Source organism: Streptomyces sp. 4F14, assembly GCF_048159485.1.
GTDB lineage: Bacteria > Actinomycetota > Actinomycetes > Streptomycetales > Streptomycetaceae > Streptomyces.
Map to the genome: position 1 here is coordinate 84,694 of NZ_JBLRVY010000007.1, position 21,976 is coordinate 106,669.

At 70.8% G+C, this 21,976-nt stretch carries 17 protein-coding genes; 7 read left to right on the plus strand and 10 right to left on the minus strand.

Annotated elements, in window-relative coordinates:
• Together ACLZOT_RS13760 and ACLZOT_RS13765 are read right to left on the minus strand one after the other, a co-directional pair.
• Positions 1–1,596, minus strand: a complete 1,596-nt coding sequence (locus ACLZOT_RS13760) for an ABC transporter ATP-binding protein (RefSeq protein ID WP_416969147.1) — start codon at positions 1,594–1,596, stop codon at positions 1–3.
• Positions 1,577–2,629 (minus strand): BMP family ABC transporter substrate-binding protein, encoded by a 1,053-nt coding sequence (locus ACLZOT_RS13765; RefSeq protein WP_416969148.1) that lies wholly within the window; start codon positions 2,627–2,629, stop codon positions 1,577–1,579. The genes ACLZOT_RS13760 and ACLZOT_RS13765 overlap by 20 nt, the downstream gene beginning before the upstream one ends.
• 314 nt (positions 2,630–2,943) lie before the next feature.
• Between ACLZOT_RS13765 and mtnA the strand changes: the two genes are divergently transcribed.
• Complete coding sequence (gene mtnA / locus ACLZOT_RS13770) at positions 2,944–3,975, plus strand: S-methyl-5-thioribose-1-phosphate isomerase (protein ID WP_416969149.1); 1,032 nt, start codon at positions 2,944–2,946, stop codon at positions 3,973–3,975.
• A 65-nt stretch (positions 3,976–4,040) separates the two neighbouring features.
• Here mtnA and mtnB read toward each other — a convergent pair whose 3' ends face one another.
• From mtnB to ACLZOT_RS13785, 3 genes are read right to left on the minus strand one after another with little or no spacing between them, the layout of a single operon-like run.
• Positions 4,041–4,649, minus strand: a complete 609-nt coding sequence (gene mtnB / locus ACLZOT_RS13775; RefSeq protein ID WP_416969150.1) for a methylthioribulose 1-phosphate dehydratase — start codon at positions 4,647–4,649, stop codon at positions 4,041–4,043.
• Complete coding sequence (mtnC, locus tag ACLZOT_RS13780; RefSeq protein WP_416969151.1) at positions 4,646–5,365, minus strand: acireductone synthase; 720 nt, start codon at positions 5,363–5,365, stop codon at positions 4,646–4,648. The genes mtnB and mtnC overlap by 4 nt, the downstream gene beginning before the upstream one ends.
• Positions 5,362–5,946, minus strand: a complete 585-nt coding sequence (locus ACLZOT_RS13785; RefSeq protein ID WP_416969152.1) for a 1,2-dihydroxy-3-keto-5-methylthiopentene dioxygenase — start codon at positions 5,944–5,946, stop codon at positions 5,362–5,364. Before ACLZOT_RS13785 ends, mtnC begins: the two co-directional genes overlap by 4 nt.
• A 392-nt stretch (positions 5,947–6,338) precedes the next feature.
• On the opposite strand from ACLZOT_RS13785, the gene ACLZOT_RS13790 reads away from it, so the two are divergent.
• The 4 genes from ACLZOT_RS13790 (at position 6,339) to mtnK (ending at position 11,299) form a co-directional block, all read left to right on the plus strand.
• On the plus strand, positions 6,339–7,448 hold the full coding sequence (locus ACLZOT_RS13790) for a substrate-binding domain-containing protein (RefSeq protein WP_416969153.1): 1,110 nt from the start codon (positions 6,339–6,341) through the stop codon (positions 7,446–7,448).
• Positions 7,449–7,575: 127 nt separating this feature from the next.
• Complete coding sequence (locus tag ACLZOT_RS13795; RefSeq protein WP_416969425.1) at positions 7,576–9,054, plus strand: sugar ABC transporter ATP-binding protein; 1,479 nt, start codon at positions 7,576–7,578, stop codon at positions 9,052–9,054.
• Positions 9,055–9,075: 21 nt separating this feature from the next.
• The gene (locus tag ACLZOT_RS13800) at positions 9,076–10,122 is read left to right on the plus strand and encodes an ABC transporter permease (RefSeq protein ID WP_416969154.1); all 1,047 of its coding nucleotides are present in this window, start codon (positions 9,076–9,078) and stop codon (positions 10,120–10,122) included.
• A 10-nt stretch (positions 10,123–10,132) separates the two neighbouring features.
• Entirely contained in the window at positions 10,133–11,299 is a 1,167-nt protein-coding gene (gene mtnK / locus ACLZOT_RS13805) for an S-methyl-5-thioribose kinase (protein WP_416969155.1), read from the plus strand.
• On the opposite strand, the gene ACLZOT_RS13810 is transcribed toward mtnK, so the two are convergent.
• From ACLZOT_RS13810 to ACLZOT_RS13830, 5 genes are all read right to left on the minus strand, one after another.
• Complete coding sequence (locus ACLZOT_RS13810) at positions 11,288–11,782, minus strand: SMI1/KNR4 family protein (protein WP_416969156.1); 495 nt, start codon at positions 11,780–11,782, stop codon at positions 11,288–11,290. The two genes, mtnK and ACLZOT_RS13810, sit on opposite strands and share 12 nt — an antisense overlap.
• A 120-nt stretch (positions 11,783–11,902) precedes the next feature.
• Positions 11,903–13,519, minus strand: coding sequence for an FAD-dependent oxidoreductase (locus tag ACLZOT_RS13815; protein WP_416969157.1), 1,617 nt, complete (start codon positions 13,517–13,519; stop codon positions 11,903–11,905).
• A 46-nt stretch (positions 13,520–13,565) separates the two neighbouring features.
• Entirely contained in the window at positions 13,566–15,104 is a 1,539-nt protein-coding gene (gene glpK / locus ACLZOT_RS13820) for a glycerol kinase GlpK (protein WP_416969158.1), read from the minus strand.
• A 98-nt stretch (positions 15,105–15,202) separates the two neighbouring features.
• On the minus strand, positions 15,203–15,988 hold the full coding sequence (locus tag ACLZOT_RS13825; protein WP_416969159.1) for an MIP/aquaporin family protein: 786 nt from the start codon (positions 15,986–15,988) through the stop codon (positions 15,203–15,205).
• A gap of 351 nt (positions 15,989–16,339) precedes the next feature.
• Positions 16,340–17,104: an IclR family transcriptional regulator gene (locus ACLZOT_RS13830; RefSeq protein WP_416969160.1), complete on the minus strand. Its 765-nt coding sequence runs from the start codon at positions 17,102–17,104 to the stop codon at positions 16,340–16,342.
• 347 nt (positions 17,105–17,451) lie between these two features.
• Between ACLZOT_RS13830 and metH the strand changes: the two genes are divergently transcribed.
• On the plus strand, positions 17,452–20,970 hold the full coding sequence (gene metH, locus ACLZOT_RS13835; protein ID WP_416969161.1) for a methionine synthase: 3,519 nt from the start codon (positions 17,452–17,454) through the stop codon (positions 20,968–20,970).
• Positions 20,971–21,135: 165 nt separating this feature from the next.
• Complete coding sequence (locus tag ACLZOT_RS13840; RefSeq protein ID WP_416969162.1) at positions 21,136–21,831, plus strand: HAD family hydrolase; 696 nt, start codon at positions 21,136–21,138, stop codon at positions 21,829–21,831.
• The last annotated feature ends 145 nt before the right edge of the window (positions 21,832–21,976 follow it).

The following is a 21,976-nucleotide window of genomic DNA, read 5'->3' on the forward strand; positions in this document are numbered from 1 at the left end:
TCAGCTGCCCGCACCCTTGCTCGTGCCGTCGTCCGCACCTTCGCCCTCGCTCGTGCCCTCGCCCGCACCTTCGCCCGCGCTCACAACCCCGCCCGCCATCGCCAGCCCCACCGTCCGCTCGTCCGCCTCGTCCTTCCCGTACGCCGCCGTCACCCGCCCCTCGTACATCACCAGCACCCGGTCCGCGAGCCCCCGGATCTCGCTCAGTTCGGCGGAGACGAGGAGCACGGCGTGACCGGCGTCCCGGTACGCGATCAGCTGGTCGTGGATGTTCTGCACGGCCCCGATGTCGACGCCCCGGGTCGGCTGCTCGACCAGCAACAGGGGCGCGTCGTGGGCGAGTTCACGCCCGATGAGGAGTTTCTGGAGGTTGCCGCCGGACAGCGCGGACGCCGGCGCCGAGACGGACGGAGTCTTCACCCCGAACCGTCCGACCAGCGTGCGCGCGTGCTCGCGGACGGCCCCCGGCGGCAGCAGCCCCCGCCGGGACAGCGAGGTCCGGTGGTGTCCCATCGCGAGGTTCTCGGCGACGCTCGCCGCCGGCGCCGTACCGACCGCGTGCCGGTCCTCGGGGACGTACGCCAGCCCGTGCGCCCGGCGTTCGGCGGCGGAGGCGTGCGTGAGGTCGCGGCCCTGGACGCGGACGCGTCCACCCGTGACCGGCCGCAGCCCCGCCAGCGCCTCGACCAGCTCGCTCTGCCCGTTCCCGGCGACGCCCGCGATCCCGACGATCTCCCCGGCACGGACAGCGAGGTCCACATCGTGGACGCCGGGCGAGGAGAGGCCCCGGACGTCGAGGACCGCGTCACCCGGCGTGCCCGCCGCATGCACCCGGTCCAGCTCGACCGCGCGCCCCGTCATCGCGGCGGCGATCTCCTCCGCCGACGTCTCGGACGTCACCAGCCGCGACACGACCCGCCCGTCCCGCAGGACCGTCACCCGGTCCGACCCCTCCAGCACCTCACGGAGCTTGTGGGTGACGAGGACGACCGAACGCCCCTGTCCGGCGAGGGACTTGAGGACGGCGAACAGGGCGTCCGCCTCCGCCGGGGTCAGCACGGCCGTCGGCTCGTCGAGGATCAGCGTGCGCGCACCCCGGTGCAACAGCTTGAGGATCTCCACGCGTTGCCGCAGCCCGACCGGCAACTCCCCGACCCGCGCGTCCGGTTCGACCGTGAGACCGTGCTCCTCGGCCAGCTCCCGCACCCGGCGCCGGGCCGCGTTCCGGTCCACCAGGCCGAAGCGGCGCGGCTCGGCGGCGTACACGACGTTCTCGGCGACCGTCAGCGAGTCGAACAGCTTGAAGCTCTGGTGGACCATGCCGAGCCCGGCGGCCATCGCGTCGGACGGGCTCGCGAAGGCGACCTCGCGGCCGTCGACGCGGATCGTCCCGGCGTCGGGGCGCAGCATGCCGTACAGGACCGACATGAGCGTCGACTTGCCCGCGCCGTTCTCACCCATCAGCGCGTGGATCTCACCCCGTGAGACGGTGAGGTCGACGGAGTCGTTGGCGAGCGTGCCGGGGAAACGCTTCGTGATCCCCAGCAGCTCGACGGCGGCTCCGGCGGCCCCGGCCTCAGCTCGCGGCGGGGTCATCGACGGTCAGCGTTCCCGCGACGATCTGGTCGCGCAGCGCCTTCACCTTGGTCAGCACGTCCGCATGTTGGGCGATCACGCACTGCGAGCTCGCGACGCCCGCCTCCAGGCCGGTCAGGCTGATGCCGCCCTCCTTCAGGCCGTACGACACGGTCGTGCCCGCCCTGCCGCCGAGCACCGCGTCGATGCCCTTCCGGACGGCGATGTCGGTGCGCTTGATGACGTTGTCGACGACCGTGCCGGGCGAGGACGGGCACTGGTTGACGTCGACGCCGTACGCGAACGCGCCCTTCGCCTTCGCCGCCTCGAACACGCCGTAGTTGCCGGCCGCAGCCGCCGCCATCAGCTGGTCGTAGCCCTGCGAGAGCAGCGTGTTCGCCTGCTCCTTCGCGCGCGCCGAGTCGTCGAAGGGGGACTGGCCGCCCACGAACCGCGTCCCCGTGGACGTCTTCGGGGCGACCTTCTTCGCGCCGGCCGCGAACGGGTCGCTGTAGCGGCGGAACTGCGGGGTGTCGAGGACGTCGACCGCGCCGACCTTCCCGGACCTGGACAGCAGGCCCGCCTCGGCGCCCGCGAGGTAGACGCCCTCGTGCTCGCGGAAGACCGCGCAGCTCACGTTCTTGTACGTCTTCGGCGTGCACGCGTCGATGATCAGGAACTGCTGGGCCGGGTTCTTCTGCGCCTGCTGGGCGACGATGTCCGCGAACTCGAAGCCGACCAGGACGATGACGTCGGGCTTCGCGTCCACGGCCGCCTGGACGTTCTGCTGCTGAGACGCGGTGTCCGTGGACTGGTACACCTTCTGCGAGCCGGCGTGCTCCTTCGCCGCCGCCTCCACCCCGGTGACCGCGAGCTTCAGGAACTCGTTCTGGCCCACGGCGTCCGGGGTGACCAGCGTGAACGACTTCCCGGAGGCGCCGGACGCGGCGGAGTCGGTGTCCTTCTTCGCGGCGGCGTTGCAGGCGGTCGCGAGCAGGACCGTACCGGCGGCGAGCGCCGTGAACTGGAGGGTGCGGCGGGGTCTGCGGTGCATGGAGGGCGGCCTTCCGGGTATGGCGAGCGGCACTCCGCGGGGGCGACGGTGCCGGCCACGAGAGCGCTGGGGGAGGGGACTTGACCTGGGTGTGGGGGAAAGGCTCAACCGCGACAGCGGTCGCCGCAGCACCGGCCGAAGTCCAGGAAACGGCGTTTCGTGAGCAGCGGCACGTCTCCTCCTTCGTCTCGGCCAGTGGGATCGGTGGTGGACTGTACCACCCGGTTTCGGCCACCGACAGGCCGTCTCGAACTGTGGTTCTCCGAGGTCATGTACGGTGTCGGACACCACAGGACCCCCAGGAGCGATCCCTTATGTCCCAGGAACTGCGAGCCGTCGACTGGACCGGATCCGGTCTCGCCCTGATCGACCAGACCCTGCTGCCGCACCGCACCGAGACCGTGGACATCCACGATGTGGACGCCCTGGTCGACGCGATCCAGCGGCTCGTCGTCCGTGGCGCCCCCGCGATCGGCGTCGCCGGCGCCTACGGCGTCGCCATCGTCCTGATCCAGGGCGAGCGCGAGGACTGGACCGACCTCCAGATGCTGGAAGCCGTCACCCGCATCCGCGACGCCCGCCCCACCGCCGTCAACCTCATGGTCGGCGTCGACCGCGCCATGACCCGGTACGCCGAGGGTCTCGACGCGGTCCTCGAAGAAGCCGCCGCCATCCAGCGCGAGGACGTCGAGGCGAACCGCGCGATGGGCGTCCACGGCGCGGACTGGCTCATCAAGAGGACCGGCGTCGACCGTCCTCTGCGCATCCTCACCCACTGCAACACCGGCGCCCTCGCCACGGCCGGCTGGGGTACCGCCCTCGGCGTCGTCCGCGAACTCCACGCCCGGGGCCGGGTCGAGGTCGTGTACGCCGACGAGACGCGCCCGCTGCTCCAGGGATCCCGGCTCACCGCCTGGGAGTTGGCCCAGGAGGGCATCCCGCACTACGTCCAGGTGGACGGCGCCGCCGCCGGCACGATCCTGCGCGGCGAGGTCGACGCGGCCATCGTCGGCGCCGACCGCATCGCCGCCAACGGCGACACCGCGAACAAGGTCGGCACGGTCGGTGTCGCCCTGGCCTGCGCGGACGCCGGGATCCCGTTCCTGGTCGCGGCTCCCACGACCACGGTCGACCTCGCCACGGCCACCGGCGACGACATCCACATCGAACTCCGGGGCGAGGACGAGGTGCTGGAGTGGGCCGGCATCCGCACGGCCCCGGCCGAGTCGCGCGGCCACAACCCGGCCTTCGACGTCACGCCGGGCCGCCTGGTCACCGGACTGGTCACGGAACGCGGGGTGCTGGAGGTCTCGGCGGGCGAACTGCCGGGCGAGCGCCTCAAGTAGACGGGACGTCATAAAAGAAAAGGGGGACCCGACTCACCGGGTCCCCCTTTTCTTTGCGTGAGCGCTCAGCGCCGAGCCAGCTCCAACTCCAGGAGCCACTCCACGACTTCGGTGTGGTGCCGCGCCTGACGAGGATCCGCGCCCCACACATACAGCCCGTGTCCCGCCACGACGACCGCCGGCATCAAGGGGTTTCGCGCCTCTTCGAGACGGTCGCCCAGCTCCTTCATGTCCTGGCTGTTCGCGATGACCGGCAGCACGACCTCGACGTCGTGCGCGGGCTGCCCGACGCCCTTCAGCATCTCGACGTCCCGGAACGGGATCCCGCCGGGCTGCCGGTGCCCCATCGTCACCGACGCGACGGTGTGGACGTGGACGACCGCCCCGGCACCGGTCAACGCGGCGACCCGCGCGTGCAGTTCGGCCTCGGCGGACGGCTTCCCGCCCTGCACTGCCGCCCCCTGCCCGTCCACCAACACCACGTCGGCGGGCGTCAGTTCACCCTTGTCGTGTCCGCTCGCCGTCACCGCGAGCCGCAGCGGCTCCCGGGACAGCACCACCGACAGGTTGCCGGACGTGCCGCGCATCCAGCCGAAGGAGGCGAACCGGGCGGACTCGGCGGCGAGCACGGCACCCGCCTCGTGGAGGTCCTGCGCGGTGATGTCGGCGGTCATGACGTGCTCCTGGAAACGGTGATCTCGCCGAAGGACCCGGCCTGCGCGTGGTCCCCGACGCCTTGCTCGAAGTACGGCTCCCCGGGCCGCCGGATCCCGACGGCGTGCCACCCGGCCTCACGGGCCGCGTCCAGCTCGCCGGGCCGGTCGGAGAGGAAGAGGAGCCGGGACGCCCCGACGCCGGCCGCCGAGGCGATACGGCGGTACGACGCCGCGTCCTGCTTGGGCCCCGCGTTCTCCGTGTCGTACAGCCCGGAGACCAGCGAAGTGAGGTCGCCCTCGGGGCTGTTGGTGAACCACGCCTGCTGCGCGGCGACCGACCCCGAGGAGTAGACGTACAGCCGCACCCCGTCCGCGTGCCAGGCGCGCAGCGCGGGGACGACGTCGTCGTAGAAGTGCGAGACCAGGTCACCCCGCGCGAAGCCCTCCGACCAGATGATGCCCTGGAGGGTCTTCAGCGGCGTCGCCTTGCGGTCCTCGTCCAGCCACGCGTTCAGCGTCTTCTCGATCGCGGTCGCGTCGGCGTCCGGCTCGCCCGACACCTCGCGGACCTGCGTGATCGCCCGCGCCACCGCCGGTTCGTCCGCCCGCTGGGACAGCAGGTCCGCGAACCGGTCACGCGAGTACGGGTACAGCACGTCCACCACGAACCCCGTCGCGCTCGTGGTGCCCTCGATGTCGAGCACCACGGCGTCGACGGCGTACCGGAGCGTCACGCGACGTACCCGGCGGCGATCGTGTCGTAGTCCGGGAAGCGCCCGGCGATCGTGGAGCCGGTGAAGTTGCCGATCCAGCCGTCCTCCTCGTGGAAGAAGCGGATCGCCGTGAACGACGGGCTCGTGCCCATGTCGAACCAGTGCGTCGTCCCGCGCGGCACGCCCAGCAGGTCGCCCTTCTCGCAGAACACCGCGTGGACCTCGCCGTCCACGTGCAGGTAGAAGATGCCGGAGCCGGAGACGAAGAAGCGGACCTCGTCATCGTCGTCGTGCGTGTGCTCCTGGAGGAACTTCGCGCGCGCGGCCTTCGCCTTCGCCGGGAACTCCGGGTCGTCGCTGGGGTGCAGACCGAGGACGTCGACCGTGGTGAAGCCCTCCTCCGCGTTCAGCTTCTCGATCTCCGGGCCGTACGCCGCGAACACCGTCTCGCTGTCCGCGTCGAACGGCACGTCCTCGCGGATCGGCCACTGCTCGTAGCGCACGCCCAGCGGCTTGAGCGCCTCGGCGATCTCGGCCGGGTCCGAGGTCCGGCGGATCTGGGTCTCGGGGCCGGACTCGGACCACGTGGTCAGGAGGGTCATGACAGCAGCTCCAGGATCTGTCTGGAAGGGGACAGGGAAAGGCCAGTCCGTCCGGATGCTGAGACAGGTGGTGGACGGCCGGGGAGGAAAGGGGCAGGTGCCGGTCCCGCGATGGTAACTCCAGGGCGGACGATCACCCCGTGTGACGTAGTAGTTGTCTCATTCTTTGAGAATCCCCTTTTACGCCTTTGACGTATGGCTGAAACCGTTCACATCATCTGTCTATGAAGACGCTGCTGCTCGTGCGGCGGCTGTACGTGGACTTGCTCCGGTCGACCACAGCCAGCTGTCGCTGACCGTTCCCGGAGCCATCGACTCCGCCCTCACGCCTCCCCTCGGCGCGCGCCAAAGATGGCGCATTTCTTTCGCACCACCTGTACCTGGAGCCCCTCATGTCCCGTACCCGCCTGCCCCTCGCCGCACTCTCGCTGGCCTCCGTCTCCGCCCTCGCGCTGAGCGCCTGCTCCCAGTCCTCGGACGCCTCCGACACGGCGTCGAAGGCGGGCGGCGACACGGCCGCCTCCGCGCAGGCCGCCACCGGCACGAAGCCCGCCCCCTTCGCCTCGGGCGCGGTCAAGGTGGCCCTGGTCCGCCAGAGCGGCGCCGGCGACTACTTCGAGCAGTGGGGCAACGGCGCGAAGGCCCAGGCCAAGGCCCTCGGCATCGACCTGACGGTGTACGACGCCCAGGCCGACAACGCCAAGCAGGCCACCGACCTCTCCTCCGCGATCAACTCCGGCGCCAAGGCGATCATCGTCGACCACGGCTTCCCGGCGACGATCCAGCCGGAGATCGACGAAGCCGTCAAGAAGGGCATCAAGGTCGTCGTCTACGACGTGGAGACCGCCACCAAGGGCGTCGTCACCACCCGCCAGAACGACGCGAGCATGGCCCAGGCCGTCCTGGACGTCATGGCGAAGACCCTCGGCAAGAACGCCGAGGTCGGGTACGTCAACGTCGCCGGGTACGCCGCCCTCGACAAGCGGGACTCCGTCTGGAAGACCGAGGTCACCACGCAGGGCTGGAAGCAGGCGTTCAAGGTCGGCAAGGTCACCGACTCCACCGCCACGGACAACGTCCCGCTGGTCTCCGCCGCGCTCACCCAGAACTCCGACATCGCCGGCGTCTTCGCGCCCTACGACGAGCTCGCCAAGGGCACCGTCCTCGCGGTCCAGAACAAGAAGCTCCAGGACAAGGTCAAGGTCTTCGGCGCGGACGTCTCCAACGCGGACATCCAGCAGATGACCGCCGCCGACAGCCCGTGGGTCGCCACCGCCGGCACCGACCCGTCCGCCGTCGGCGCGGCGGTCGTCCGTACGACGGCCCTGGAGCTGGCCGGCCAGCTCGGGAAGACGACCGTGGAGTTCCCGGCCGTCGCCATCACCCAGGACTTCCTGCGTGAGAAGAAGATCGCGAACATGGACCAGCTGCGGGCGGCGCTGCCGGCGCTGAACCTGTCCCAGGTGTCGACCGCGGACTGGATCGCGAATGTCGCCCACTGAGACACCGGCCGCTGACGGGACGCCGGCCTCCGAGGGAACGCCGGCTCCCGAGGGGGCGCCGGCCTCCGAGGGGGCACCGGCGCCCGAAGCGACCCCGGCGCCCGCCGTCAGCCTCACCGACGTCAGCATGGCGTTCGGCGGCAAGACCGTCCTCGCCTCCGTCTCCCTGGACATCGCCCCCGGCACCGTCGTCGCCCTGCTGGGCGCGAACGGCGCCGGAAAGTCCACGCTGATCAAGATCCTGTCCGGCGTGCACGCCGGACACGGCGGCGAGGTCCGGGTCGCGGGCGCCCCCGTGGCCCTCCAAACCCCCTCCGCCGCCCGCAAGCTGGGCATCCAGACCGTGCACCAGCGGATCGGCGAGGGCATAGTCCCCGGCCTGTCCGTCGCCGAGAACCTCGTCTTCGAGGAACTCGCCCAGCAACGCGGCAACCCCTTCCTCAGCGGCCGCCGTACGCTGACCCGCGCCCGCGAGATCCAGGCGGCCCTCGGCCTCGGCTGGAGCGACGCCGTCCTCAAGCGCGACGTCACCGAACTCGGCATCTCCGACCGCCAGTTGCTCATCCTGGCCCGCGCGCTGGCGACCCGCCCGCGCCTCCTCATCCTCGACGAGCCGACCTCCGCGCTCTCCGCCGCCGAGGCCGAACGCCTCTTCACCCTGGTCGAGAGGATGCGCGGGGACGGCATCGCCGTGCTCTACGTCTCCCACCGCCTCGGCGAGATCGACGCCCTCGCCGACCGCCTGGTCGTCCTGCGGGACGGCCGTCTCACCGAGGACCAGGCGAAACCCTTCGACTGGGACGCCGCCCTGCGCGCGATGCTCGCCCAGGAGCAGGAGGCGACGACGGCCCGCCCGGTCCGCGAGGGCGCCCAGGGCGAGGTCGCCCTCTCCCTGAAGGGCGTCCGCCTCCTCCCCGCCCAGCACCAGCCCCTCGACCTCGACCTGCGCGCCGGCGAAGTCACCGGCGTCGTCGGCCTGTTGGGCGCCGGCAAGACCGAGCTGGCCCGCGGCCTGTTCGGCGCCGAACCCTTCCTCGCAGGCCGGGTCGACCTGGACGGCAAGCCGTACGCGCCCCGCCGCCCGGCCGACGCGATCCGCGCCGGCGTCCACCTCGTCCCCGAGGACCGGCACGCCGACGCCCTCGTCCCCGGCTGGTCGGTCGCCCAGAACGTGTCGCTGCCGTTCCTCAGGTCCCTGTCCCGCATGGGCGTCCTCCAGACGTCCAAGGAGGACGCCCTCGGCCGGGACACCGTCGCCGCGCTCGGCGTCGTCACCCGCGACGAGCACAGCGCCGTCGAGGAGCTGTCCGGCGGCAATCAGCAGAAGGTCGTCGTCGGCCGCTGGCTCGCCGAGACCCCCCGTGTCCTCATCCTGGACGAGCCGTTCCGAGGTGTGGACATCGGTGCGCGCCGCGACATCGGCCGCCGCGCCCGGCAGCTCGCCGCCGAGGGTGCCGCCGTCCTCGTCCTGTCCGCCGACGTCGACGAGATCCTGGAGACCGCCGACCGCGTCGTCGTCCTCGCGGCCGGGGAGATCCACCTCGACGCGTACGGCCAGGACGCCGAGCGCGACCGCGTGATCCAGACCATCTCGGCGTCCGTCTGACGCTCGCTGAAGGAAGCAGCCATGACCACCACCCAGAGCACCGAGGCCATCGTCAAGGCGGCGACCCCGCCCGCGGCCTCCACGGCCCTGCGCGTCCAGAACGCCGTCATCAAGTACGGGTTCATCTTCGTGACGGTCGCGCTGTTCCTCTACTTCGCCCTCAGCGAGGGCTCCTTCCGAGAGTCGGCGACCCTCCTCGACACCCTGCGGTACGTGTCCGTCGCCGCGATCCTCGGCCTCGGCGTCACCCTCACCATGGCCGTCGGCGGCATGGACATGTCCGTCGGCGCGGTCGCCGGGCTCGGCGTGTCCGTCGCCGCGCAGACCATGGTCGTCCACAACCAGGTCGGCGCCGTCGCGATCGTCGCCGTCGTCATCGCGGGCGCCCTCGCCGGACTGCTGAACGCGCTGCTGATCGTCGTCCTCAAGATCCCCGACATGCTGGCCACGCTCGGCACCATGTTCGTCATCCAGGGCAGCAAGCTGATCCTCGTCGACGGGCAGTCGATCACGCCGGGCATGACCATGTCCGACGGCTCGACCGCGCCCGGCAAGTTCACCGCCGGGTTCTTGAAGATCGACCGGGGGACCGTCTTCGGCATCCCGATCTCCGTCCTCATCTTCGGCGGACTGACCGTCGCCGCCTGGGTGTTCCTCGCCCGCACCCGCTGGGGGCGCGTGCTGTACGCCATCGGCGCGAACCCGGAGGCGTCCCGGCTGGCCGGCATCCGCGTCGGCGCCTACCGCGCCCTCGCCTACGTCATCTCCGGCGTCCTCGCCTCCATCGGCGGCCTCATCCTCGCCTCCCGCATCGGACAGGGCGACGTCAGCGCCGGCACCTCCCAGCTCCTGGAGGCCGTCGCCGTCGCGCTGGTCGGTACGTCGGTGCTGGGCCGGGGGCGTCCCAACGTGTGGGGCACCGCGCTCGGCGCGGTCCTGATCGGCATCATCACCACCGGTCTTACGATCAAGGGCCTGCCGTACTACACGCAGGACGTGGTCGAGGGCGCCGTGCTGATCCTCGCGCTCGTCTTCAGCTTCACCCTGTCCAAGCGCCGTACCGCATAAGGGAGTTCTGATGGGTTACCGCATCCTGGAGACCGAGGACATCCCGGCGTACCTGCGCGAGCGCGGCCACTGGGGCGAGGCCGCCGACCCCGAGGTCCGCGAGGTGTCCGACGGCAACATGAACCGGGTCTTCCTCGCGTCGTCCGCCCATCGCAGCCTCGCGGTGAAGCAGGCGTTGCCCTGGGTGCGGGTCGCCGGCCCCTCCTGGCCGATGAACCCCGACCGCGCGGACGCCGAGGCCCGCGCCTACGAGCAGGTCGCGAAGGTCGCCCCCGACAAGATCCCCGCGATCCTCGGCTACGACCCCGAGAACTACGCCCTCGTCATGGAGGACATGTCCGACCTGGAGGTCCTGCGTACACTCCTCAACGAGGGTGCCTCCTACGGTACGGAGACCTCGGCGCGCATCGGCGAGTTCGTCGCCCAACTCACCTTCACCACCAGCGACTTCGGGATGCCGTCCGCCGAACGCAAGGCGCTGGTCGCCGCGTCGGTCAGCCCCGAGCTGTGCAAGATCACCGAGGACGTCGTCCTCTCCGAGCCGTACATCGAGCACGAGCACAACCACTGGCTGCCCGAACTGACCGACCTGGCCGCCGAGTTCCGCGCGGACGGGGTGCTGCGTACCGAGGTCGCCGACCTCCGCCACACCTTCATGACCAGCGCGCAGGCACTCCTGCACGGCGACCTCCACACGGGCAGCGTCATGGTGGGGGAGCGGGACGGCGCCCACGTCGTCCGCGTCTTCGACCCGGAGTTCTCCTTCGTCGGCCCGATCGGCTACGACCTGGGCCTGTACTGGGCCAACGCCCTCGTCTCGGAGGAACGGGCCCGGGCCCTCGGCCGGTTGACCGACCATGCGGACCAAGTGCGGCTCTCCTGGGAGGCGTTCGAGACGGAGTTCCGCCGTCTGTGGCCGACGCGGGTGGACACGTTCTTCGACGACGCCTACCTGGACCGCTTCCTGCGCAAGGTCTGGACGGAGTCGGTCGGCTACGCCGGCACGGAGATCGTCCGCCGCATCATCGGCTTCGCCCACCTGACGGACCTGACGACCCTCCCGGACCCGGTCCCGGCCTCCCGCAGGGCGCTCCTGCTGGGCCGCGAACTGATCGTGCGCCGCGCGGAGCTGACCGACGTGGAGTCGGTCCGTCGGCTCGTCTCCTCACTGGCCTGAGAACCACTCCTCACCGGCGGCCCACTGCCGCACCCAGTCGGCGAACCCCGGTCCGCTGTGCGGCATCGCGCCCTCGCCGGTGACGAGCCAGACGCGCCCGCGCTCGGGCCCGGTGACGACGAGGTGCCAGTCCATCCCGCACCCGTCCGTCCCCAGGTTCAGCGAACCGTCGCGGGCGACCCCCTCGATGACAGCGTCGGGGTCCTCCTCCCACACCCACATCCCGGTGAGCGGGAAGGGCTCGGCGAGCCGCTGCCCCTCGGCGCTCTCGGCCAGCCCCGCCCATCCGTACTCCGGCGGCCCCTGGAAGGAGCCGTCCGCGATCTCCGCGACGAGCGTGCGGTACGGCTCCGGCAGCACCACGCCGTGCGCCTCCTCGAACTCCCGCACCCCCGCCCACCCCAGCGGCGACGCGCCCTCCCTCTCCCCGAACGCCTCCCGCAGCGCCGCGAGTTCCTCCGGGTCCGCCTTCTCTGTCCCCATCTCCATACCTCAGGGATAACACCCGGCACTGACAACCGGGCACCCGAAAGGGGCGGCGCCTCTCGGAGCCCGGAGCCTTGAGCCCCGGCCGGAGGTGCCGCCCCTTTCAGGTCGTACCGACTACTTCTTGTCGAGCAGGTCCTGCACCTTCGCCCGCACCTCGTCCGTGGCCAGCCCACGGATCGTGAGGGTGGTGCGGCGGCGCAGGACGTCGTCCTGGGTCTCCGCCCACTCGTTGTCCCGGGCGTAGACGACCTGCGCCCAGATCTCGGGGGCGTCGGGGTGGACGCGCTGCGCCAGCTCCGGGTTCTCGTTCGCCAGACGGGCGATGTCGAAGGCCAGCGAGCCGTAGTGGGTCGCGAGGTGCTTCGCCGTGTCCGCGGCCATGCGGGGGCCGGGGGCCGGGTTGTCGACCAGGAGGCGGTGGGCGACCGCGCGCGGGTTCGCGACACCCGGCAGGGGCAGCTTCTTCGGCAGCGAGGAGATCGGCTCGAAGTCGTCGCCGAGCGGGTGCCCCGGCAGGGACTCCAGCTTCTGCATGACCGTACGGCCGATGTGCCGGAACGTCGTCCACTTGCCGCCCGCGACGGACAGCATCCCGCCCCGGCCCTCGGTGACGACGGTCTCCCGCTTCGCCTTGGCCGTGTCCCCGGGGCCGCCCGGCAGGACGCGCAGGCCCGCGAACGCGTACGTGATGTTCTCGCGGGCGAGCTGCTGGTCCCGGACGGAGAACGCGGCCTCGTCGAGGATCTGTGCCGTGTCCTTCTCGGTCACGGTGACGTCCGCCGGGTCGCCCTCGTACTCCTCGTCCGTCGTCCCGAGGAGCAGCATGTCCTCCCAGGGCAGCGCGAACGTGATGCGGTACTTGTCGATCGGCGTCGCGAGCGCGGCCTTCCACGGGGAGGTGCGCTTCAGGACGAGGTGCGCGCCCTTGGAGAGGCGGATGGAGGGCGCCGCGTTCGGGTCCTCCATCTTGCGCAGGTGGTCGACCCAGGGGCCGGTCGCGTTGAGGACGAGACGCGCGTTGACCCCGAACTCGTCGCCCGTCGTGCGGTCCTTGAGGTCCGCGCCGGTGACCCGCCCGTTGGTGAAGCGCAGGCCGGTGACCTCGGCGTGGTTGAGGACGGCCGCGCCCGCCTCGACGGCGCCGCGCACCGTCATCAGCGCCATGCGGGCGTCGTTCATCTGGTCGTCGCCGTAGACCGCGACGGCCTTCAGGTTCTCGGTGCGCAGCTCCGGCACGTCCTGCGCGGCCTTCGCCGGGGACAGGAGATGGCCGACGCCGTCGCCGAACGCGGAGAGCGCGGAGTAGGCGAAGACGCCCGCCCCGAGCTTCGCCGCGCCGTGCGGGCCGCCCTTGTAGACGGGCAGGTAGAACGTGAGCGGGTTCGCCAGGTGGGGGGCCACCTGACGGGACACCGCGCGCCGCTCGAAGTGGTTCTCCGCCACCAGCTTCACCGCGCCGGTCTGCAGGTAGCGCAGACCGCCGTGGAGCAGCTTGGAGGAGGCGGAGGAGGTGGCGCCGGCGAAGTCGCCGGCGTCGACCAGCGCCACCCGCAGACCGGACTGCGCGGCGTGCCAGGCGGTGGAGATGCCCAGGATGCCGCCGCCGATCACGAGAAGGTCGTACGACGCCTTGGAGAGCTGCTCCCGGGTCTCGGCGCGGCTCGGGTTGGAGCCGGAGGCCGGGCGCGTACCCAGGGCAGGCACGGTCTGGAGGGTGGGCTGACTGGTCATGTCGGGTTCTTACTCCTCATCAGAGCTGCTGAGGGGGTGGTCTCGCTCAGCTCTCGTCCTCGATCCAGCCCATGGTCCGCTCGACGGCCTTGAGCCAGGTCTTGTACTCACGGTCGCGGGTCTCCGCGTCCATGCGGGGGGTCCACTCGGCGGCCCGGCGCCAGTTGGCGCGCAGGTCGTCGGTGCTGGTCCAGAAGCCGACGGCGAGACCGGCGGCGTAGGCGGCGCCGAGGCAGGTCGTCTCGGCGACCATCGGGCGCACCACCGGCGCGTCCACGAAGTCCGAGAGGGTCTGCATCAGCAGGTTGTTGGAGGTCATGCCGCCGTCGACCTTGAGGGCCGCGAGCTCGACGCCGGAGTCCTTCGTCATGGCGTCGGTGATCTCACGGGTCTGCCAGGCCGTGGCCTCCAGGACGGCGCGCGCGAGGTGCGCCTTGGTGACGTACCGGGTCAGGCCGGCGATGACGCCGCGGGCGTCGGAGCGCCAGTGCGGGGCGAACAGGCCGGAGAACGCCGGGACGAAGTAGGCGCCGCCGTTGTCCTCGACGGACAGGGCGAGCGTCTCGATCTCGGCGGCGGTGGAGATGAGGCCCATCTGGTCGCGCATCCACTGCACGAGCGAGCCGGTGACCGCGATCGAGCCTTCGAGGGCGTAGACCGGGGCCTCGTCGCCGATGCGGTAGCCGACCGTGGTGAGCAGTCCGGAGTACGAGTTGATGATCTTCTCGCCGGTGTTCATCAGCATGAACGTGCCGGTGCCGTACGTGGACTTGGCCTCGCCCTCGGAGAAACAGGTCTGGCCGAACAGGGCCGCCTGCTGGTCGCCGAGCGCGGAGGCGACCGGGATGCCGCCGAGGAGCTCGCCGAGGGGGCCGCCGGTGACCTCGCCGTACACCTCGGCGGAGGAGCGGATCTCGGGGAGCATCTGCATCGGCACGCCGATGGACTCGGCGATCTTCTCGTCCCACGCGAGGGTGTGCAGGTTCATCAGCATCGTGCGGGAGGCGTTGGTGACGTCGGTGTAGTGCTTGCCGCCGTTCACGCCACCGGTCAGGTTCCAGATGACCCAGGTGTCCATCGTGCCGAAGAGGATGTCGCCCGCCTCGGCGCGCTCGCGCAGGCCCTCGACGTTGTCGAGCAGCCAGCGGGCCTTGGGGCCGGCGAAGTAGGAGGCCAGCGGGAGGCCGGTCTCGCGGCGGAAGCGGTCCTGGCCGACGTTGCGCCCCAACTCCTTGCAGAGGGCGTCGGTGCGGGTGTCCTGCCAGACGATCGCGTTGTGGACGGGCTCGCCCGTGTTCTTGTCCCACAGCAGCGTCGTCTCACGCTGGTTGGTGATGCCGATGGCCTTGATGTCGTCGCGCGTGATGCCCGCCTTGGCGATGGCGCCGGCGACGACCTCCTGGACGTTCGTCCAGATCTCGTTCGCGTCGTGCTCGACCCAGCCCGGCTTCGGGAAGATCTGCTCGTGCTCCTTCTGGTCGACGGAGACGATCCGGCCGTCCTTGTCGAAGACGATGCAGCGGCTGGAGGTGGTGCCCTGGTCGATGGCCGCGATGAACGGGCCGGTGGTGTGGGCGTCGGTCACTGTCTGCTCCTGGGGTTCCGTGGTTATGGGGCTTGACGATCGGCGTTCGCCGAGAGTTTCGAAAACCCGTACCTCGTACGGGTGAAACCCGCGGCTGCTTAAGCGAACGCGATGTTGTAGATGCCCGCCGCGATGGCGCCGCCGATGAGCGGGCCGACCACGGGAACCCAGGCGTAGCTCCAGTCGGAGCCACCCTTGTTGGGCAGGGGCAGGAGGGCGTGCACGATGCGCGGACCGAGGTCACGGGCCGGGTTGATCGCGTAGCCGGTGGGGCCACCGAGGGAGAGACCGATCGAGACCACCACGAGGGCGGTGATCAGGGCGCCCAGCGTGCCGAGGCCCTTGCCGCCGTCGTTGAGACCCTGCGTGAGGACCGCGAGCACCAGCACGATCGTGCCGATGACCTCCGTGGCGACGTTCTGCCAGGCCACCCGGATCTCCGGGCCCGTGGAGAAGATGCCGAGCACGGGGCCCGCGCCCTTCTCCTGCGCCTCGACCGACTTGGTCGTCGGCTCGCCGACGATCTCCCGGTCGGTGAGGTGCGCGAGGAACTGGCCGTAGTAGGCGATCCACACCAGGGTCGCGCCGATCATCGCGCCGAGCAGCTGCCCGCCCCAGTAGACCGGGACGTCGCTCCAGTCGATGCCGTCCTTCTTGAGGGCGAGCGCGAGGGTCACGGCCGGGTTGAGATGCGCGCCGGACAGCGGCGCGGAGGTGTAGACGGCCGTCAGAACGGCGAAACCCCACCCGAAGGTGATGGCGAGCCAACCGGCGTTACGGGCCTTGCTGGCCTTCAGCGTGACGGCGGCGCACACGCCGCCGCCGAGCAGGATGAGTATGGCGGTACCGATGGTCTCGCCGATGAAGATGTCGGAGCTGGACACCCGCGACTCCTTTGTCCTTCGTCCAGGGGAAGCCGAACCCCGGGTCCCTCCGGGGGTTCCGCGCCCTCGGGGATGAGAGCGATGCCGGCCCTTGGCACTGTCACACTCTAGCGCGTATTGCCGGTAGGTGTTCGACAATGCCGACCGATGGACGGGAGTCTTGCTCCGGCGTTACGTGTGCGTCAAGAGTTCTGTTATCGGAAACGCGATCGTTATTGATAGTCATGGGTTATCGATCTTCGCGAGGTCGGCCCATGTCTGACCGTTTATGTCCGATTCAGGGTAAGTCGAGAACCGGAACGTCGCCCGACGTCCCGGTGGCCTCTCACGTTGTTCTCAGGAACGGCCTTCTCAGAACCTGCCCGCACCCAGATCCCGCGACACCGCACGCGCGCAGTCCCGCACCGCCGCGATCAGCTCCGGCCGCAGCTCCCCCTCCGGACACAGCCGCTCCACCGCCCCGGTGATCCCCACCGCGCCCACCGGCATCCGCCGCCGGTCGTGGATCGGCGCCGCGACCGACGCGACACCCTCCCAGGTCTCCTCCACGTCCGCCGCGTAACCCCGCGCGCGCGTGATGTCCAGAACCTGCTCGAACACCTTCGGATCGCACACCGTACGGTCCGTGAACGACCGGCGCTCCGACTCCAGCGCCTCACTGTGCGCCACCGGGTCGTACGCCGACAGCACCTTCCCCAGCGCCGTCGAGTGCAAGGGCTGCATCGCCCCGATCTCCAGCACCTGCCGGCTGTCGTCCGGCCGGAACACGTGATGCACGATCAGCACACCCTGCTGATGCAGCACCCCCAGGTGCACGCTCTCGCCGCTCGCGCGCGCCAGATCGTCCGTCCACACCAGCGCCCGCGCGCGCAGCTCGTGCACATCCAGGTACGTCGTCCCCAGCCGCAGCAGCTCCGCGCCCAGCTGGTAGCGCCCCGACGCGTCGTCCTGCTCCACGAACCCCTCCTGCTGGAGGGTCCGCAGGATCCCGTGCGCCGTGCCCTTCGCCAGCCCCAGGGCCGAGGCGATGTCCGACAGGCCGAGCCGCCGCTCGCCGCCCGCGAGGAGCCGCAGCATCGCGGCCGCCCGTTCGAGCGACTGGATGTTCCGTGCCATCGCCGTCCTGCCTCCGTCCCCTTCGACCGGCCCACGCCGACCTCGACCGCCGTACGTCCGTACCGGCCGCGCTCCCCCGGCCGCCATGACAGCCAGAGTTCGACAATGCCGAACACTACCGGCCCATGCCGACCTCCTGCCAATGCCCGGTAGCCGCGTGTTGCCCTCCGATACACCCCCAGCACCCCCCGAGTACCCCCACCCGCGACCACGCCCACCCGCCCGCGACCGCCCGAGAAACACTCGACCCCCACAGTCCGCCCCATGGAACAACCTGACGGCACCCCCCTGCTCCCCGCTACCCTGGCCCAGAAGCCGACAGCCGTCGCACCCGAGGGAGCCCTTCCATGGCCTCTGTGCCGCTGACCCCTTCCGCCGACAGCCGGACCCGTGTGTCCGCGCTCCGAGAGGCCCTCGCCACCCGGGTGGTGGTGGCCGACGGAGCGATGGGCACGATGCTCCAGGCCCAGGAACCCACCCTGGAGGACTTCCAGGACCTGGAGGGCTGCAACGAGATCCTCAACCTGACCCGCCCGGACATCGTCCGCTCCGTCCACGAGGCGTACTTCGACGCCGAGGTCGACTGCGTCGAGACGAACACCTTCGGCGCGAACTTCGCGGCCCTCGCCGAGTACGACATCCCCGAACGCGTCCACGAACTCTCCGAGGCCGGCGCGCGCATCGCCCGCGAGACCGCCGACGCGTACACCGCACGGGACGGCCGCCAGCGCTGGGTCCTCGGCTCCATCGGCCCCGGCACGAAACTCCCCACCCTCGGCCACGTCGCCTACACCACGATCCGCGACGCCTTCCAGCAGAACGCCGAGGGCCTCATCCAGGGCGGCGCCGACGCCCTCATCGTCGAGACCACCCAGGACCTCCTGCAGACCAAGGCCGCCGTCATCGGCGCCCAGCGCGCCCGGGACCTGGCCGGCCTCGACGTACCGATCATCGTCTCCGTCACCGTCGAGACCACCGGCACCATGCTCCTCGGCTCCGAGATCGGCGCCGCGCTCACCGCCCTGGAACCCCTCGGCATCGACATGATCGGCATGAACTGCGCGACCGGCCCGGCCGAGATGAGCGAGCACCTGCGCTACCTCGCCCGCAACGCCCGCATCCCCCTGTCCTGCATGCCGAACGCGGGCCTCCCCGTCCTCGGCAAGGACGGCGCCAGCTACCCGCTCACCGCCCCCGAACTCGCCGACGCCCACGAGACGTTCGTACGCGACTACGGCCTGAGCCTGATCGGCGGCTGCTGCGGCACCACCCCCGAGCACCTGCGCCAGCTCGTCCAGCGCGTCCGGGACATCACCCCCACCCCCCGCGACCCCCGCCCCGAACCCGGCGCCGCCTCCCTCTACCAGACCGTCCCGTTCCGCCAGGACACCTCCTACATGGCGATCGGCGAACGCACCAACGCCAACGGCTCGAAGAAGTTCCGCGAAGCCATGCTGGAGGCCCGCTGGGACGACTGCGTGGAGATCGCCCGCGAACAGATCCGCGAAGGCGCCCACATGCTGGACCTCTGCGTGGACTACGTGGGCCGCGACGGCGTCGCCGACATGGACGAACTCGCCGGCCGCCTCGCCACCGCCTCCACCCTCCCCATCGTCCTCGACTCCACCGAGGTCGACGTCATCCAGGCCGGCCTGGAGCGGATCGGCGGCCGCGCGGTCATCAACTCCGTCAACTACGAGGACGGCGACGGCCCCGACTCCCGCTTCGCCAAGGTCACCAAACTCGCCCAGGAACACGGCGCCGCCCTCATCGCCCTCACCATCGACGAGGAGGGCCAGGCCCGCACCCCCGAGAAGAAGGTCGAGATCGCCGAACGCCTCATCGACGACCTCACCGGCAACTGGGGCATCCACGAGTCCGACATCCTCATCGACACCCTGACCTTCACCATCTGCACCGGCCAGGAGGAGTCCCGCGGCGACGGCATCGCCACCATCGAGGCCATCCGCGAACTCAAGCGCCGCCACCCCGACGTACAGACCACCCTCGGCCTGTCCAACATCTCCTTCGGCCTCAACCCCGCCGCCCGCATCCTCCTCAACTCGGTCTTCCTCGACGAGTGCGTGAAGGCGGGCCTCGACTCCGCGATCGTCCACGCGTCGAAGATCCTCCCCATCGCCCGCTTCAGCGAGGAGGAGGTCACCACCGCCCTGGACCTGGTGTACGACCGCCGCGCCGAAGGCTACGACCCCCTCCAGAAGCTCATGGCCCTGTTCGAGGGCGCCACCGCCAAGTCCCTCAAGGCCGGCAAGGCCGAGGAACTCGCCGCCCTGCCGCTGGAGGAACGCCTCCAGCGCCGCATCATCGACGGCGAGAAGAACGGCCTCGAAGCCGACCTCGACGAAGCCCTCACCAGCCGCCCCGCCCTCGACATCGTCAACGACACCCTCCTGGAGGGCATGAAGGTCGTCGGCGAACTCTTCGGCTCCGGCCAGATGCAGCTGCCCTTCGTCCTGCAGTCCGCCGAGGTCATGAAGACCGCCGTCGCCCACCTCGAACCCCACATGGAGAAGTCCGACGCCGAGGGCAAGGGCACCATCGTCCTGGCCACCGTCCGCGGCGACGTCCACGACATCGGCAAGAACCTCGTCGACATCATCCTCTCCAACAACGGCTACAACGTCGTCAACCTCGGCATCAAACAGCCCGTCTCCGCGATCCTCGACGCCGCCGAGGAACACCGCGCCGACGTCATCGGCATGTCCGGCCTCCTCGTGAAATCCACCGTGATCATGAAGGAGAACCTCCAGGAGCTGAACCAACGCGGCCTCGCCGCCGACTATCCCGTCATCCTCGGCGGCGCCGCCCTCACCCGCGCCTACGTCGAACAAGACCTCCACGAGCTGTACGAGGGCGAGGTCCGCTACGCCCGCGACGCCTTCGAGGGCCTGCGCCTCATGGACGCCCTCATCGGCGTCAAGCGCGGCGTCCCCGGCGCCGCCCTGCCCGAGCTGAAACAGCGCCGGGTCCGCGCCACGGCCGCCGTACAGACCGAGGAACGCCCCGAGGAGGAAGGGCACGTCCGCTCCGACGTCGCCACCGACAACCCCGTACCGAAGACCCCCTTCGACGGCACCCGCATCATCAAGGGCATCCCCCTCAAGGACTACGCGAGCTGGCTCGACGAAGGCGCCCTCTTCAAGGGGCAGTGGGGCCTCAAGCAGGCCCGCGCGGGCGACGGGCCGACGTACGAGGAACTCGTCGAGCACGAGGGACGGCCCCGCCTGCGCGGCCTCCTCGACCGCCTCCAGACCGACAACCTCCTCGAAGCCGCCGTCGTCTACGGCTACTTCCCGTGCGTCTCCAAGGACGACGACCTGATCATCCTCGACGAACAGGGCAACGAACGCACCCGCTTCACCTTCCCCCGCCAGCGCCGGGGACGGCGCCTGTGCCTCGCCGACTTCTTCCGCCCGGAGGAGTCCGGCGAGACCGACGTCGTCGGCCTCCAGGTCGTCACCGTCGGCAACCGCATCGGCGAGGAGACCGCCAAGCTCTTCGAGGCCAACGCCTACCGCGACTACCTCGAACTGCACGGCCTGTCCGTCCAGTTGGCCGAAGCCCTCGCCGAGTACTGGCACGCCCGCGTCCGCGCCGAACTCGGCTTCGGCGGCGAGGACCCCGCCGAGATCACCGACATGTTCGACCTCAAGTACCGCGGCGCCCGCTTCTCCCTCGGCTACGGCGCCTGCCCCAACCTGGAGGACCGCGCCAAGATCGCCGAACTCCTCCAGCCCGAACGCATCGGCGTCCACCTCTCCGAGGAGTTCCAGCTCCACCCCGAGCAGTCCACCGACGCGATCGTCCTCCACCACCCGGAGGCCAAGTACTTCAACGCGCGCTGAACCCTCCGGCCCGCCCCCGCGTCTACCAGGACCCGGGCCACGCAAAACCGAAGAGCAGCCTGACCGATCCGGTCGTACACTGGTCGGTCCACCGCAGGCCGGTCGCCTCCCCACCCGGGAAGTGACCGGCCTGCGTGTCCCTCTCGTCCCACAAGGAGGTCGTGGATGACCAGTACGGTCCCCGCACCCGCAGCGCTCACCGCCGAGGGCTCCGCCCTCCAGGCCGTCCTGCTCGACATGGACGGCACCCTGGTGGACACCGAAGGCTTCTGGTGGGACGTCGAGGTCGAGATCTTCGCCCGCCTCGGCCACACCCTCGACGACTCCTGGCGGCACATCGTGGTCGGCGGCCCCATGACCCGCAGCGCCGGCTTCCTCATCGAGGCCACCGGCGCCGCCATCACCCTCGACGAACTCTCCGTCCTCCTCAACGACGGCTTCGAGGACCGCATCGGCCGCGCCCTGCCCCTCATGCCCGGCGCCGCCCGCCTGCTGGCCGAACTCGCCGCGCACGACGTGCCCACCGCCCTCGTCTCCGCCTCCCACCGGCGCATCATCGACCGCGTCCTCACCGCGCTCGGCCCCCAGCACTTCCGGCTCTCCGTCGCCGGCGACGAGGTCGTCCGCACCAAGCCGCACCCCGAGCCGTACCTCCTCGCCGCCGCCCGCCTCGGTGTGGATCCGGCCAGATGTGCCGTCATCGAGGACACCGCGACCGGCGTCGCCGCCGCCGAGGCCGCGGGCTGCCAGGTCGTGGCCGTGCCGTCGGTCGCCCCCATCGCCCCCGCGGCCCGCCGGACCGTCGTCCCGTCCCTGGAACACGTCGACGTGAGCTTCCTGCGCGGACTCGTCACCGGCTGACGGAAAGGCCCCCGGCCCGGTAATTCACGGACGACGGCGGATCTCCCGCATTCCCGGGGAACGACCGGAATTCCACCTACCCCCGATGTGACCTTTCCCACTCGCGGGCGGTGATTCCGGCGTACCCCCGCCCGCCCAAGTGTCC